This window comes from Kibdelosporangium aridum, assembly GCF_900176515.1.
Lineage (GTDB): Bacteria > Actinomycetota > Actinomycetes > Mycobacteriales > Pseudonocardiaceae > Kibdelosporangium > Kibdelosporangium aridum.
In genome coordinates, this window is sequence record NZ_FWXV01000005.1 from 384,652 (window position 1) to 398,466 (window position 13,815).

At 67.6% G+C, this 13,815-nt stretch carries 16 protein-coding genes, 1 pseudogene and 2 riboswitches; of the genes and pseudogenes, 14 read left to right on the forward strand and 3 right to left on the reverse strand.

All coding sequences use genetic code 11. The features are described 5' to 3' along the window. Nucleotides 1-18 precede the first annotated feature (18 nt). The 11 genes from B9C43_RS29030 (at nt 19) to katG (ending at nt 10,449) form a co-directional block, all read left to right on the forward strand. The gene (locus B9C43_RS29030; protein ID WP_033382837.1) at nt 19-228 is read left to right on the forward strand and encodes a hypothetical protein; all 210 of its coding nucleotides are present in this window, start codon (nt 19-21) and stop codon (nt 226-228) included. 70 nt (nt 229-298) lie between these two features. Then, the gene (locus tag B9C43_RS29035; RefSeq protein ID WP_235038891.1) at nt 299-871 is read left to right on the forward strand and encodes a cardiolipin synthase ClsA; all 573 of its coding nucleotides are present in this window, start codon (nt 299-301) and stop codon (nt 869-871) included. Between the two features lie 214 nt (nt 872-1,085). Then, nucleotides 1,086-1,466, forward strand: coding sequence for a glycine cleavage system protein GcvH (gcvH, locus tag B9C43_RS29040; protein ID WP_033382830.1), 381 nt, complete (start codon nt 1,086-1,088; stop codon nt 1,464-1,466). A 122-nt stretch (nt 1,467-1,588) separates the two neighbouring features. Beyond that, the gene (gene garA / locus B9C43_RS29045) at nt 1,589-2,038 is read left to right on the forward strand and encodes a glycogen accumulation regulator GarA (protein WP_033382831.1); all 450 of its coding nucleotides are present in this window, start codon (nt 1,589-1,591) and stop codon (nt 2,036-2,038) included. A gap of 298 nt (nt 2,039-2,336) precedes the next feature. Next, complete coding sequence (locus tag B9C43_RS29050; RefSeq protein ID WP_037260078.1) at nt 2,337-2,810, forward strand: bifunctional nuclease family protein; 474 nt, start codon at nt 2,337-2,339, stop codon at nt 2,808-2,810. 266 nt (nt 2,811-3,076) lie between these two features. Next, on the forward strand, nt 3,077-3,649 hold the full coding sequence (locus B9C43_RS29055; protein WP_033382832.1) for a MerR family transcriptional regulator: 573 nt from the start codon (nt 3,077-3,079) through the stop codon (nt 3,647-3,649). A gap of 6 nt (nt 3,650-3,655) precedes the next feature. After that, complete coding sequence (locus tag B9C43_RS29060) at nt 3,656-3,967, forward strand: hypothetical protein (protein ID WP_033382833.1); 312 nt, start codon at nt 3,656-3,658, stop codon at nt 3,965-3,967. Nucleotides 3,968-4,003: 36 nt separating this feature from the next. Next, nucleotides 4,004-4,104, forward strand: a riboswitch (glycine riboswitch). Next, a riboswitch (glycine riboswitch) is annotated at nt 4,105-4,214 on the forward strand. A gap of 38 nt (nt 4,215-4,252) precedes the next feature. Further along, a complete protein-coding gene (gene gcvP / locus B9C43_RS29065) occupies nt 4,253-7,126 on the forward strand; it encodes an aminomethyl-transferring glycine dehydrogenase (RefSeq protein ID WP_084430128.1) in 2,874 nt (957 codons plus the stop codon). Nucleotides 7,127-7,388: 262 nt separating this feature from the next. Next, nucleotides 7,389-7,598 (forward strand): hypothetical protein, encoded by a 210-nt coding sequence (locus B9C43_RS29070; protein WP_033382839.1) that lies wholly within the window; start codon nt 7,389-7,391, stop codon nt 7,596-7,598. Between the two features lie 138 nt (nt 7,599-7,736). Further along, entirely contained in the window at nt 7,737-8,153 is a 417-nt protein-coding gene (locus B9C43_RS29075; RefSeq protein WP_084430129.1) for a Fur family transcriptional regulator, read from the forward strand. Between the two features lie 19 nt (nt 8,154-8,172). Next, nucleotides 8,173-10,449, forward strand: a complete 2,277-nt coding sequence (katG, locus tag B9C43_RS29080) for a catalase/peroxidase HPI (protein ID WP_084430130.1) — start codon at nt 8,173-8,175, stop codon at nt 10,447-10,449. 29 nt (nt 10,450-10,478) lie between these two features. Here the strand turns inward: katG and solA are convergent, their stop codons facing one another. Further along, a complete protein-coding gene (gene solA / locus B9C43_RS29085) occupies nt 10,479-11,549 on the reverse strand; it encodes an N-methyl-L-tryptophan oxidase (RefSeq protein WP_084430131.1) in 1,071 nt (356 codons plus the stop codon). 1 nt (nt 11,550) lies between these two features. Further along, nucleotides 11,551-11,919 carry a hypothetical protein gene (locus tag B9C43_RS29090; protein ID WP_200825732.1) on the reverse strand — a complete coding sequence of 123 codons (369 nt, stop codon included), beginning with the start codon at nt 11,917-11,919 and terminating at the stop codon, nt 11,551-11,553. Between B9C43_RS29090 and B9C43_RS60185 the strand changes: the two are divergent. Together B9C43_RS60185 and B9C43_RS58700 are read left to right on the forward strand one after the other, a co-directional pair. Further along, nucleotides 11,839-12,096: pseudogene (locus B9C43_RS60185) on the forward strand (helix-turn-helix domain-containing protein); the annotation flags it as partial. The gene B9C43_RS29090 and the pseudogene B9C43_RS60185 overlap by 81 nt on opposite strands. Nucleotides 12,097-12,127: 31 nt before the next feature. Further along, nucleotides 12,128-12,388 (forward strand): hypothetical protein, encoded by a 261-nt coding sequence (locus B9C43_RS58700; protein ID WP_235038892.1) that lies wholly within the window; start codon nt 12,128-12,130, stop codon nt 12,386-12,388. Here B9C43_RS58700 and B9C43_RS29100 read toward each other — a convergent pair. Further along, on the reverse strand, nt 12,354-12,614 hold the full coding sequence (locus B9C43_RS29100) for a SemiSWEET family sugar transporter (protein ID WP_033382845.1): 261 nt from the start codon (nt 12,612-12,614) through the stop codon (nt 12,354-12,356). The two genes, B9C43_RS58700 and B9C43_RS29100, sit on opposite strands and share 35 nt — an antisense overlap. Before the next feature lie 47 nt (nt 12,615-12,661). Here B9C43_RS29100 and B9C43_RS29105 point away from each other — a divergent pair, with 47 nt between their 5' ends. After that, complete coding sequence (locus B9C43_RS29105; RefSeq protein ID WP_084430134.1) at nt 12,662-13,813, forward strand: ROK family protein; 1,152 nt, start codon at nt 12,662-12,664, stop codon at nt 13,811-13,813. Nucleotides 13,814-13,815: the final 2 nt, after the last annotated feature.

Consider the following 13,815-nt stretch of genomic DNA (forward strand, 5'->3'; position numbering starts at 1 on the left):
CTGACGGAGGTGGGGGACATGACTGACGAGGCAGCACCCGAGACAAAGTCCATCCGCAGGCTCCCGACCGCGCCCTGCAGCGTCGTGTGGAGCCGGGGCCACGCATACGTCCTCGAGGCAGGCCTTGCCAGGTCCCGCTGGGTCGGCTGTGACGACCGCGGGCGGCCGATCGAGTTCACCAACGCCGAGATCGAGCGCAGGGGTTGGACCCTCACCCGCGCCAGCTGATCGCCCTTCACTAGAGTTTCCCCTGGCCAACGCCGTTGGCCAGGGGATTTCCATATCTGGAGGGGCCGAGGTGACCCAAGGCGAGCGGATTTGGACCGTGCCGAACGCGCTGAGCGTTCTGCGACTCGCCGGGGTGCCGCTCTTCCTCTGGCTGCTGCTCGGCCCGCAAGAGGACGGCTGGGCCTTGCTCGTGTTCGTGGTCAGCGGGATCACCGACTGGCTCGACGGCAAGATCGCCCGCTGGCTCAACCAGATGAGCCAGTTCGGCGCGATGCTCGACCCGCTCGCCGACCGGCTGTACACACTCGCCGCGATGGTCGCCTTCGTCGTCCGCGACATCGTGCCGCTCTGGGTTGTGCTCCTGGTCATCGGCCGTGACCTGGCCGTACTGGTCTGCCTGCCGCTGCTGCGCCGCGCGGGCTACGGCCCGCCCGAAGTGCTGTACCTCGGCAAGGGCGCCACGTTCGTCTTGCTCTACGCCTTCCCGTTCCTGCTGCTCGCCCAGATCGACTCGGTCTTCGCGGGCGTGGCCAAGCCGATCGCGTACGCCTTCACGGTCTGGGGCGTGGTGCTGTACCTCTGGTCTGGGCTGATCTATGTCATGCAGGCGGTCACCGCGATCCGGCGACCGCGCTCACTCTAAGAGGCACCGCCAAGTGAGTCTCGGAATAGCGAGTCAGGATCCACGTGGATGCATCGGCGTTCGGCGGGCCGGGCCGGGACTGGACCGTCCCGGTCCGGTCCGCCGGGCGGCGAGGCGCCGCGTGGGCCTGATCTCGCCCGAACGCTCACTTGGCGGTGCCTCTAAGCTCTGCGCCATCGAGCGCAGTCGGTGATCGGAAAGAGGAGACGGGGACGTGACGCCGGAAGAGTTGAAGTACACACCTGAGCACGAGTGGATCGCCGTGAACGGCGACACCGTACGGGTGGGCATCACCGACTTCGCCCAGGACCAGCTGGGTGACGTGGTGTTCGTGCAGTTGCCCGAGGTCGGCGGGACGGTGTCGGCGAAGGACTCGGTCGGCGAGGTCGAGTCGACCAAGAGCGTGTCGGAGATCTACGCCCCGGTCGGCGGGGAGGTCACCGCGGTCAACGAGGCGCTCAACGACAGCCCCGAGTTGATCAACTCCGACCCGTTCGGCGAAGGCTGGATGTTCGAGGTCAAGATCACCAACTCCGGGGAGCTCAGCGAGTTGCTCGACGCGAACGGCTACCGCGAGCTGACCGGTCAGGCATGAGAAGGATCTTGGACTGGTTCCGTAGGCGGCGGGGCGCATCTGGGGGACCAGCCGATTCGTCATACAGCGCGCACGGTACGTTTGGCGGAACAAGCGAATCCAGTAGCAGGAGGAGAGCTCAGGTGAGCACGAACGACGGACCCGGCGTTCCGCCGGAGCAGTCTCCGGAGCGGACCTCCGTCTTCCGGGCCGACTTCCTCGCCGATGTCGAGGGGCAGCAGGCTCCTCAGCCGGACCCCCAGGTCGCCGGGATCGACGCGCTGCCTTCCGGTTCCGCTCTGCTCGTGGTGAAGCGCGGCCCGAACGCGGGCTCACGGTTCCTGCTGGACCGCGACACCACGAGTGCGGGCCGTCATCCGGACAGCGACATCTTCCTCGACGATGTCACGGTTTCCCGCAGGCACGCGGAATTCCGCCGGGAGGGCGCCGACTTCGTGGTGATCGACGTCGGCAGCCTGAACGGGACCTACGTCAACCGCGAGCCGGTGGACCAGGCCGTGCTGGCCGGTGGCGACGAGGTCCAGATCGGCAAGTTCCGCCTGGTGTTCCTGACTGGTCCGCAGGGCCAGTAAGCCGGGGCCGGTAGTCAACAAAGAGGCTGGTCGCACGCGGGCCGGGGGTATCCCTCGGCCCGAGCTTCTTTTCTGTTGCCCTGCACACACTTTTTGTGTCCAGAGTGTTGCAGCGGGTAACAGGCGGCTAGAACAGGCCATCATATGAGCTGCACACAGCGCACATCGTGATCGATATGCAAGCCTGGGAAGTCAAGCGTGGGGCCCGGATGGCGGGTAGCGTCATTGTTGACGATGCGCGATCCTCTTGGCAGCAGGGGGTCGTCGCGGTTGAGCGTGCTGAGGGAGGCGATGGCCGATGAGCGAGATGCGCGTCGTTGGCGTGCGGGTCGAGCTGCCCGCCAACCAGCCGATCTTGTTGCTACGCGAGACCGAGGGCGAACGCTACCTGCCGATCTGGATCGGCTCGGTGGAGGCCACTGCGATCGCATTGGAACAGCAGGGCGTGCGGCCTGCCCGGCCGTTGACCCACGACCTGCTCAAGGACGTGATCGCCGCGCTCGGCCGTGAGCTGGAGCAAGTCCGGATCACCGACCTGCGCGAAGGCACGTTCTTCGCCGAACTGGTCTTCGACGGCGACATCCGGGTGTCGGCGAGGCCGAGCGACTCCGTGGCGCTGGCCCTGCGGATCGGCGTGCCGATCCACGCCGAGGACTCGGTGCTCGCCGAAGCCGGGCTGATCATCCCGGACGAGCAGGAAGACGAAGTGGAGAAGTTCCGCGAGTTCCTGGATTCGGTCTCGCCGGAGGATTTTAGAGGTGCGGACACCTGAGGCACGCCCCCGGCGAACAGGTGTCCGCTTGTTTCGGTGCGCACGCTGCCCATTCGTGGGCCCGGCTAAACGTCCACGTGGTGTGAACCACTTCTCTCGATTGACCCCGCTCCGCGCGTCGCGTTGACCGGGATGCCGACCCGTCCTACCGTCAGATACGAGCCAATGACGACGGCGTGACCACTAGAGGCGCCGCCGTCGAATGCTCATGACCGGCGTATTCCTGCTCCTGGGGGCGGGCGCTGGGGACGATGGGAGGCAGTGTGATGGAGCAACGGCCCGACAGTCCGCTCGCCGGTGTGGACGCCGGTGAACAGGGCGAGCTGTTCCCGGACGCTTCACTGCCGGACGAGCTGGTCGGCTACCGCGGCCCGGCCGCCTGTCAGATCGCGGGGATAACGTACCGGCAACTGGACTACTGGGCGCGCACCGGGTTGGTCGCACCGTCCATCCGGACCGCGCACGGTTCGGGCAGCCAGCGGCTGTACTCGTTCAAGGACATCCTGGTGTTGAAGGTGGTCAAGCGGCTGCTGGACACCGGGGTCTCGCTGCAGAACATCCGCGTGGCCGTCGACCACCTGCGCCGCCGCGGCGTGCGCGACCTCGCGAAAATCACCCTCTTCAGCGACGGAACGACCGTGTACGAGTGCTCCTCGCCGGAGGAGGTCGTCGACCTGCTGCAGGGCGGCCAGGGCGTGTTCGGTATCGCGGTGAGCGGCGCGATGCGGGAGATCAGCGGAACCATCCACGAGTTCCCGGCCGAGCGGGCCGACGGCGCCGAGCTGATCCAGCACGACGACGAGCTTTCCGTGCGTCGCCGCACCCGCAACGCGGGCTAGGACGTGATGAACGGGTTCGCGCGAGCGCTGGCTGGACTGGCCCTCGTCGTGCCCGCGATCGGCGCCCTGCAGGGATGCTCGCCGGAGAAGATCTGTATGACCGGCGAGGTGGTCATCGAGCGCGCCGGAGGTGGCCGGACGTGTCAGCAGCCGGCCCCGGGGGACAGGAGCTGCCCGAGCGGCGAGATCTTGCTCAAGAACCCGGACGCGGGCCGTGAGGGATGCATCCCGAACGTCTACTCGTCCGACCCGTACACCGACAAGTTGGGCGAAGATGTCGGCCAGGTGACCAAGACACCAGTCACAGTTGACCAGTAGTTGATCTGCCGCAGGGTATCCTTGGCGGGCAGTCGACGACGTCGCGCGGGAGAGACCGGGTTGCTCATACGCCGCCCGGCACCGAAGGAGCAATTCCTCCCCGGAACCTCTCAGGTACCAAGGACCGCGCGAAGAAGACGCCTCTGGAAAGTGGGTTTGCACACCCCGCCGACGGTGAAAACTCGCACTAGCTGCGGGTGAAGCTCTCAGGCGCCCCGTGAAAAGGGGTATGGACAGAGGGGGAGGGCTTGCCGGAGCACGCCCGACCCTCGCCGGAGGCAGAAGATGACCCAGGACCGGATCTCGCTGGCAGACCTCGAGCACGGTACGCCGTTCGCCGACCGGCACATCGGTCCGCGCAATGGCGAGATCGCCAAGATCCTCGACGTCGTGGGCGTGGGTTCGCTCGAGACCCTGGCGCAGCGGGCCGTGCCGGACTCCATCCGCGAGACCAACCTGGTGATGGACCTGCCGCCGGCCGCGACCGAGGCGGAGGCGCTGGCCGAGCTCCGGGCGCTCGCTGCCCGTAACCGCCCGATCACGCAGATGATCGGCCTTGGCTACTACGGCACCGTGACGCCGCCGGTGATCCTGCGCAACGTGCTGGAGAGCCCGGCCTGGTACACCGCGTACACGCCGTACCAGCCGGAGATCTCGCAGGGCAGGCTCGAGGCGCTGCTGAACTTCCAGACCATGGTCGCCGACCTGACCGGCGTGCCGGTCGCCAACGCGTCGATGCTGGACGAGGGCACGGCCGCCGCTGAGGCCATGACGCTGGTGCGGCGCGGCGGCAAGGCCAAGTCGCCGCGGTTCCTGGTCGATTCCGACACGTTCCCGCAGACGATCGCGGTGATCGAGACCCGCGCCGAGCCCCTCGGCATCGAGGTCGAGGTCGTCGACCTGACCAACGGGCTGCCCGAGGGCGAGTTCTTCGGCGTTCTCCTGTCGTACCCCGGCGGCAGCGGCGTGATCCGTGACCACGCGGCGCTGATCGAGCAAGCGCACGGGCGTGGCGCGCAGGTGGTCGTGGCGTCGGATCTGCTGTCGCTGACGCTGCTGCGGCCGCCGGGTGAGATCGGCGCGGACGTCGTCGTCGGGACGACTCAGCGGTTCGGTGTGCCGATGGGCTTCGGTGGCCCGCACGCCGGATACATGGCTGTGCGCAAGGGACTTGAGCGCCAGCTTCCCGGCCGCCTGGTCGGCGTGAGCACCGACGTCGACGGTTCGATGGCCTACCGGCTGGCGCTGCAGACCCGTGAGCAGCACATCCGCCGGGAGAAGGCGACCAGCAACATCTGTACCGCGCAGGTTCTGCTCGCGGTGGTCGCGTCGATGTACGCGGTCTACCACGGCCCGGCGGGCCTGAAGTCGATTGCCTTGCGCGCACACAGGATGGCGACTGTGCTGGCGGCTGGTCTGCGTGCCGGTGGCGTCGATGTGGTGCACTCGCAGTTCTTCGACACGATCCGGGTCCGCGTGCCGGGGCGTGCTTCGGATGTCGTGAACGCGGCTCGTGAGCGTGACATCAACCTGTGGCTTGTGGACGGTGACCACGTCGCGATCTCGTGCGACGAGACCACCACGCGTGCGCACATTTCGGCGCTGTGGGAGGCATTCGGCGTCTCCGGTGACGTCGATGTGCTTGATGCGTCCACTGAGGACATCATCCCCGCCGAGCTGGTCCGGACCTCGGAGTACTTGACGCACCCGGTGTTCCACACACACCGCTCGGAGACCGCGCTGCTGCGTTACCTGCGTGCGTTGTCCGACAAGGACATCGCGCTCGACCGGAGCATGATCCCGCTCGGTTCGTGCACGATGAAGCTGAACGCGACCGCGGAGATGGAGCCCATCACGTGGCCGGAGTTCGCCAGCCTGCACCCGTTCGCCCCGGCGGAGCACGCGTCCGGGCTGCTGGAGATCATCACCGACCTGGAGAGCTGGCTGGCCCAGATCACCGGCTACCACGCGGTTTCGTTGCAGCCCAACGCGGGCAGCCAGGGTGAGTTCGCCGGTCTGCTGGCGATCCGGGCCTACCACCGCGACCGTGGCGAGACCGGCCGTGACGTCTGCCTGATCCCCGCGAGCGCGCACGGCACCAACGCCGCCTCCGCGGTGATGGCCGGGATGCGCGTCGCGGTCGTGAAGTGCGACGACAACGGCAACATCGACATGGACCACCTGCGGGCGTCGGTGCAGGATCACAAGGACGACCTCGCAGCGATCATGATCACGTACCCGTCGACCCACGGCGTGTACGAGGACACCATGCGCGAGGTATGTGCCCTCGTGCACGACGCGGGCGGCCAGGTGTACGTCGACGGCGCCAACCTGAACGCGTTGATCGGCTTGGCGCAGTACGGCCGGTTCGGCTCGGACGTGTCACACCTGAACCTGCACAAGACGTTCTGCATCCCGCACGGTGGCGGCGGCCCGGGTGTCGGCCCGATCGGTGTGCGTGAGCACCTGGCGCCGTTCCTGCCGAACCACCCGTTGCAGCCGCTGGCAGGCCCGAAGACCGGCGTCGGCCCGATCAGCGCGGCGCCGTGGGGCAGCGCGTCGATCCTGCCGATCTCGTGGGCGTACGTGCGCATGATGGGCGCTGACGGCCTGCGCAACGCGACCCTGACCGCCGTGGCCGCCGCGAACTACGTGGCCCGGCGGCTGGACGAGCACTACCCGGTGCTGTACACCGGCGAGGGCGGATTCGTTGCCCACGAATGCATCCTGGACCTGCGGCCGATCACCAAGGCGACCGGCGTGACGGTCGACGACGTGGCCAAGCGCTTGGCCGACTACGGCCTGCACGCCCCGACGATGTCGTTCCCGGTGGCGGGCACGCTGATGGTGGAGCCGACCGAGAGCGAGGACCTCGCCGAGCTGGATCGCTTCTGCGAAGCCATGATCGCGATCAAGAAGGAAATCGACAAGGTCGGCGCGGGCGAATGGCCAGCGGACGACAACCCGCTCAGCAACGCCCCGCACACCGCGGCATCGATCGCCGGCGAGTGGAACCACCCGTACAGCCGCGAGATCGCCGCGTTCCCGGTGACCTCCGACCGTCCGAAGGCGTGGCCGCCCGTCCGCCGGATCGACGGCGCCAAGGGCGACCGCAACCTCGTCTGCTCCTGCCCGCCTCTGGACGCGTACACCAGCTGAGAACACGCGGGAGTGACCGCCAGGTGCTTGGCGCCTGGCGGTCCTTCGTTTCTCCGCCGCTGACGGGTGGGGTTGTCCACCGATTCTCGGGGCAGTTCGACTCGGTGACCGACGGTGTCCAGGGCTTCCGTGACCGTGATTCCGTTGGGGTTAAATAACATTGTCGGTTGTATTGGACTAGACCATAGCTGCCAATCGGCGGTGTGGCGGGGTGGGCGGCGGCGGGCACGATGTCGTCGAGTCACCACCGAGGAGGGCAACAATGCGCGTTGTCACCGCCGGCCTCGCTGCCGTCGCTGTGATCGCACTCGCCACGCCTGGCGTGGCGCAGGCAACGAACTGGATCACCGTCGGGCCGTACCCGAGCAAGGAGACCTGTCAGCCCGACAAGGAAAGAACCAACCAGGCTTTCCCGGCCTGGGGCTGCTACCAGGCCGAAGGCGGCTGGTACTACCAGTACAACAGGGTCTGAATTCTGCTGTGTGACAGCCCTTGTGAGCGGCCCCCGCTCACAAGGGCTGTTCGCTGTCCTGGACACGGACGAGGGAAACGTGAAATTGGCCCGGTAGTTGTTTTGACCCGTTCCAGATAAGCCATCTATGGTGGGTGCGTGGCGTCCGACTTCGAGGCGCAGCTGCGGTCGGTCTCTTTGCGCGTGACCAGGCCACGTCTGGCGGTGCTCGCCGCGCTGCGCGACAACCCGCACGTCGACACCGAAACGGTGATCGCGTTGGTACGGGCCGATCACCCGAAGGTGTCCCATCAGGCGATCTACGACGTGCTGCGGGCACTGACCGACGCAGGCCTGGTGCGGCGCATTCAGCCTGCCGGTGCGATCGCCCGGTACGAGTCCCGGGTGGGGGACAACCATCACCACGTCGTGTGCCGCGGTTGCGGCGCGATCGCGGACGTCGACTGCGTGGTCGGTCACGCCCCCTGCCTCACCCCCTCGAATGACCACGGCTACGTGGTCGACGAGGCGGAGGTCGTCTATTGGGGCACCTGCCCCGACTGCACCTGTCCATGACCAGCTCGGAAGGAAACAGATGAGCGACCCAACGACAACGCCCCCGTCGAGTGCACAGGGCGTGGACGAGAAGGCGGCGGCCGGCTGCCCGGTCGCGCACGACTCCGTGACCGCGCACGGCAGCGAGAGCGAGAACCCGGCGATCGACTCGCCGACCCCGAAGACGGGCGGCCGTCCGCGCACGAACCGCGACTGGTGGCCCAACCAGCTCGACCTCTCGGTGCTGCACACCCATTCGTCGAAGGGCAACCCGCTCGGCGAGAGCTTCAGCTACGCCGAGGAGTTCGCCAAGCTCGACGTCGAGGCTCTCAAGCGTGACATCGTCGAGGTGCTGACCACCTCGCAGGACTGGTGGCCCGCCGACTTCGGCCACTACGGCGGTCTGATGATCCGGATGAGCTGGCACGCCGCCGGCACTTACCGCATCCACGACGGCCGCGGCGGTGCGGGCGACGGCGGTCAGCGTTTCGCCCCGCTCAACAGCTGGCCTGACAACGCCAACCTGGACAAGGCCCGCCGTCTGCTGTGGCCGGTCAAGCAGAAGTACGGCCAGAAGATCTCGTGGGCCGACCTGCTCGTGCTCGCGGGCAACGTCGCCATGGAGTCGATGGGCTTCAAGACCTTCGGCTTCGGGTTCGGCCGCGAGGACGTCTGGGAGCCGGAGGAGATCTTCTGGGGCCCGGAGGACGCCTGGCTGGGTGACGAGCGCTACGTCAGCGACTCGGAGATGGCGCCCGAGGTCGGCGCGACCGAGATGGGGCTGATCTACGTCAACCCGGAGGGTCCTCGCGGCAACGCGGACCCGGCCGCGGCGGCGCACTTCATCCGGGAGACCTTCGCCCGGATGGCAATGAACGACGAGGAGACCGTCGCGCTGATCGCCGGTGGCCACACCTTCGGCAAGACCCACGGCGCCGGCATCTCCGACGAGCACGTGGGCCCCGAGCCGGAGGGCGCTCCGCTGGAGGCACAGGGCCTTGGCTGGCTGAGCACGTACGGCAGCGGCAAGGGCGCCGACACGATCACCAGCGGCCTGGAGGTCACCTGGACCGACAAGCCGACTCAGTGGAGCAACCGCTTCTTCGAGATCCTCTTCGGCTACGAGTGGGAGCTCACCACGAGCCCCGGCGGCGCCAAGCAGTACGTCGCCAAGGACGCCGAGGAGATCATCCCGGACCCCTTCGACCCGGCCAAGAAGCACAAGCCGACCATGCTCACGACAGACTTGGCGCTGCGCGTCGACCCGACGTACGAGAAGATCTCCCGCCGCTTCCTGGAAAACCCCGACGAGTTCGCGCTGGCGTTCGCCAAGGCCTGGTACAAGCTGCTGCACCGCGACATGGGCCCGGTCAGCCGCTTCCTCGGCCCGTGGGTGCCCGAGCCTCAGCTGTGGCAGGACCCGGTGCCCGCGGTCGACCACGAGCTCGTGGGTGACGCCGACATCGAAGCCCTCAAGGCGAAGGTCCTCGACTCCGGTCTCACCACCGCGCAGCTGGTCACGACCGCGTGGGCGTCCGCCGCGAGCTTCCGGTCCACCGACAAGCGCGGCGGCGCCAACGGCGCCCGGATCCGCCTTGAGCCGCAGCGCGACTGGGAGGTCAACCAGCCGGAGCAGCTCGCGAAGGTGCTGGAGTCCCTCGAGGGCATCCAGCGGGAGTTCAACCAGGCCGGCGGCGCGAAGATCTCACTCGCCGACCTGATCGTGCTGGCCGGTTCGGCTGTGGTCGAGAAGGCGGCGCGCGACGCGGGCTTCGACGTGACCGTGCCGTTCCACCCGGGACGCACTGACGCCAGCCAGGAGCAGACCGATGTCGAGTCGTTCCGGGTACTCGAGCCCCGCGCCGATGGGTTCCGCAACTACCTGCGGCCCGGCGAGAAGCTCCAGCCGGAGGTGCTGCTGGTCGACCGCGCGTACATGCTCAACCTGACGGCACCCGAGATGACCGTTCTCGTCGGCGGCCTGCGCTCCCTCGGGGCCAACTTCGGCGGCACGCAGCACGGTGTGCTCACCGACCGGTCGGGAGTGCTCACCAACGACTACTTCGCCAACCTGCTCGCGCCGGGGACCCGGTGGAAGGCGTCGGAGTCCGAGGAGCACGTGTACGAGATCCGCGACTCGGTGACCGACGAGGTGAAGTGGACCGCCACCGCGGTCGACCTCATCTTCGGCTCGAACTCGCAGTTGCGGGCGCTCGCGGAGGTCTACGCCAGCCATGACGCCCGCGAGAGGTTCGTGACCGACTTCGTCGCGGCCTGGACCAAGGTGATGGAGCTCGACCGCTTCGACCTCGCCTGATCTGGCTACCGTTGAGCCCGGCGGACCTGTCAGTGGTCTGCCGGGTTCTTCACTTGTGAGGCGAATCTGGTGGGGTTCATGAAGTCGATCGGGCAGTAGGTGGGTTCGCCGGTGGCGATCTGGGCGAGCAGTTCGCCGATGCCTGCGCAGTGTTTGAAGCCGTGGCCGCTGTCGCCGCCCGCGATGGTCACGTGGTCGCTGATCCGTCCGACGAGGAACTGCTCGTCGGGTGAATCGGTGACGTGGCAGGGTTTGACGTCGAACGGCTTCGGATCCAGCTCCGGGAATGCTTGTGCGACAGCGTCTTCGACGTTGACCGTGTCCAGTGGGTGTGCGCCGATCTTGACGGCGTAGTCCTGCGCTGAGCCGTGGCCCCACAGGCCCATTTCGTCCGAGAAGTGCCAGACGAACGCCGGGAACTTCTCGAGGGTGAAGGAGTCCTTGGGGCGGAACCAGTTCACCGGCGTCGGTACGTGCTTGAGCGGCAGATCCGGGACGAAGTGCCGCAACCCGGCACCGGCCGCGATGACGACCTGGTCCGCCTCGATCACCAGCGTCGGCGTGTAGACCGTGGTGCCTTCGATGGCGAGGACGTTGGTGTTCGCGTGCACGTCCGCGCCGAGCCGTTGGGCCGCAGCGACATGGGCGCGGACATTGCGTTCGGGATAGCAGATGCCCGCGCCGGGATCCCAGACGCCGACCTGTCCAGGTTGGACGTTGTACTGCGGTTGGCGTTCGACAACCTGTGAGTGGGTGAGCAGCTCGACCGCAACGCCTGCTTCTTGCGGGCCGGTGATGGCTTTGCTGTCCGGATTCCCGACGTAGAGCAGGCCGGTTTGGCTTACGTAGGTTTCACCGGTTTCCGCGCTGAGCGCGGTCCACAGCTCCAGAGACTTCAGCGCGATCGGCGACAGGCCGGGGTGTTCCATACACGCGATTCGGAACAGCCTTGTGCCACCGTGAGATGAGCCTTGGTCGTGGCCGATGCCGTGTTGCTCGATCCCCGCCACGTTCAGGCCTCGTGCGGCGAGACGCCAGAGCGCCGCCGATCCGAACGCGCCCAAACCGACAACCACGACATCTTTCCGAACGGTCTGCAAGCTAGCTCCTCAGGCGGATCAAGGTGACGCCGTACGTGCCGATCCAGACAACCCACAGTAGCCAGCCGAACAACCCGATCAAGCCGACGGACAAGGTCGCGGAGCCGAACAGCAATACCGCGGAGGAGAAGCCCAGCACGGCGCGCCAGCGGCGGATAAGGCCAGACCACAGGCCGCCCATGGACAGGCCGACCAGGGCCCAGCCTGGCTCGGCCGACCACAGGGCGACCGCGCCTACGCCGAAGATCGTGGCCAGCACCCAGCTGAGCGGACCGAGGGCCGAAGCGATGTGCAAAGCCGCGCTGTCACCCGAGAAGAACTTGGCTGCGTCGGGGAACGCGGTGCCCGGGGTGGGCAGCCCGGCTGGCACGGCGATGGCGTTGCCGAGGACGATCAGGATCGCGAAGCCCAGCCCAGCATCGCCCGGGCGGCGAGAAAGCTCTTCGTGGAGCAGGGCTGGGCAGCCACGACTGTGCGGGACGTGGCACGGGAGGCGGGCGTGTCCGTGCCGACCGTGTATTCGGTCTACGGCAACAAGACCGGGCTCGCGTTGGCCGTGGCGGACTCGGCAGATCTAAGTGCTGACGGGCCTCGTATGGTCGAAGAACTCGAATCTGAGACTGACCCAGCCCGGCGTCGACGAGACGCGGATCCAGGTGTTCTCGGGATGGCCGCGGTTGCGGCTGGACATCGGCACGGCCGTCGACGTGTACGCGGCCCTGTGCAACATCGATGTCTATCTGACGTTGATCAACGAACGCGGCTGGTCGGCCGATCGGGTCGAGCAGTGGTGGAACGAGGTGCTCACGCGGGAACTTCTCGTTGGTGGACCGCCTTGATCACACCGAGCGCGGCGACGAGCACGAGCGTGATGCCGTTGGCGACGATCACCGGCAGGTCCGCGCCGAGCAGGCCGTAGACGAACCACGTGCCGACGCCCGCGCACATCATCAGGATCCATGCCCACGACAGATCGCCGGTGCTTCTCGTGCGGAAACACCGCACCACCTGCGGCAGAAAGGCGAGCGTGGTCAGTGTGCCCGCGAACAGGCCTAGGACGGTCAAGGTAACCCCTCGTTTGTGCAGCTGCTGTACAAAGGTACAGTACGGGGATGGGCGGCGCGATACAAGCGCCCAAGGACACGCTTGGGCAGCTGTTGCTGGCGCTGCACGTCTCCGGCGGCCAAGCCAGCCGCGCCGAGCTGACCGACCGGCTCGGCTGCGGGCGCAGCGTGATGGGATACCTGCTCGGTGAGCTGGCCGACCGGTCCCTCGTGCGGATCGACCGGACCGGCGGAAAGCCCGAGGGTGGACGGCCGTCGCACCAGGTGGCCATCCCCTCGGAGGCCCCGACAGTGGTCGCCGCGCAGATCCAGCCGGACGGGTTCACGGTCGGCACGGTCGGCCTCGGCGGAAAAGTCCTGTCCCGCTCAACGCTTCCGCTGCGCAACCCGCAGCCGTCCGAAGCGCTCGACGAGCTCTGCGAGCTGATGACCTCCCACGTCGGGCCGAACGTCCTCGGCTTCGGTGTGGCCGTGCCCTCACCGGTGCGCGCCGACGGCTACGCCCCGGCCGCGCTGCACCTCGGCTGGCCCGGTCTGCACTTGCAAGAGCTGTTCGAGGAGCACCTGACCCTGCCGGTCGCGATCGCCAACGACGCCAACCTGGCCGCCCTCGCCGAACACAGGCATGGCGCGGGAAGGGGATCGCGCCAGCTGCTCTACCTGACGACCGGGAACGTCGGGCTCGGCGGGGGAGTGGTCAGCGAGGGACGCCTTTTCCTCGGCGCCCACGGCTATGCGATCGAGCCGGGCCACATCACCGTCGACCCCGGCGGCGCGCCATGTCCTTGTGGCTCAACAGGATGCCTTGAAGTCGAGGCGGATCACCGCGCGCTGCTGCGGTTGCTGGGCATCGAGCTGCCGTTGCGGGAAGTCGCCGCGAAGGTCGAGTCCCTGATGGCCGATCCGGCTGACGACGTGCTCGAAGCCGTGCACCGGGTGAACACCCGTCTGGCCATCGGACTCGGCAGCCTGGCCAACATCGTCGACGCTGACCGGATCGTGCTCGGCGGCACCCTTGGCAAGCTCTACTCGCTCGAGCCGGAGATCGTCCGGCGCAAGCTGGCGGAACGGGCGTTCCTGGCAGATCTGGCACACGTGCCGATCACGCCGGGTGAGCGGGCCGACAGCGTCCTGCTCGGCGCCGCCGAGCTGGCTTTCCAGCCGCTGCTGGACGACCCGCGCGCCTTCGCGCCGGGATGAGA

What these genes read in the sequence shown, in the direction of transcription:
- B9C43_RS29105 (WP_084430134.1), top strand. Translation starts at nt 12,662, where the DNA reads ATGGGCGGCGCGATACAAGCGCCCAAGGACACGCTTGGGCAGCTGTTG.
- gcvP (WP_084430128.1), top strand. Translation starts at nt 4,253, where the DNA reads ATGACCCAGGACCGGATCTCGCTGGCAGACCTCGAGCACGGTACGCCG.
- B9C43_RS29030 (WP_033382837.1), top strand. Translation starts at nt 19, where the DNA reads ATGACTGACGAGGCAGCACCCGAGACAAAGTCCATCCGCAGGCTCCCG.
- B9C43_RS29060 (WP_033382833.1), top strand. Translation starts at nt 3,656, where the DNA reads ATGAACGGGTTCGCGCGAGCGCTGGCTGGACTGGCCCTCGTCGTGCCC.
- katG (WP_084430130.1), top strand. Translation starts at nt 8,173, where the DNA reads ATGAGCGACCCAACGACAACGCCCCCGTCGAGTGCACAGGGCGTGGAC.
- B9C43_RS29070 (WP_033382839.1), top strand. Translation starts at nt 7,389, where the DNA reads ATGCGCGTTGTCACCGCCGGCCTCGCTGCCGTCGCTGTGATCGCACTC.
- B9C43_RS29055 (WP_033382832.1), top strand. Translation starts at nt 3,077, where the DNA reads ATGGAGCAACGGCCCGACAGTCCGCTCGCCGGTGTGGACGCCGGTGAA.
- B9C43_RS29050 (WP_037260078.1), top strand. Translation starts at nt 2,337, where the DNA reads ATGAGCGAGATGCGCGTCGTTGGCGTGCGGGTCGAGCTGCCCGCCAAC.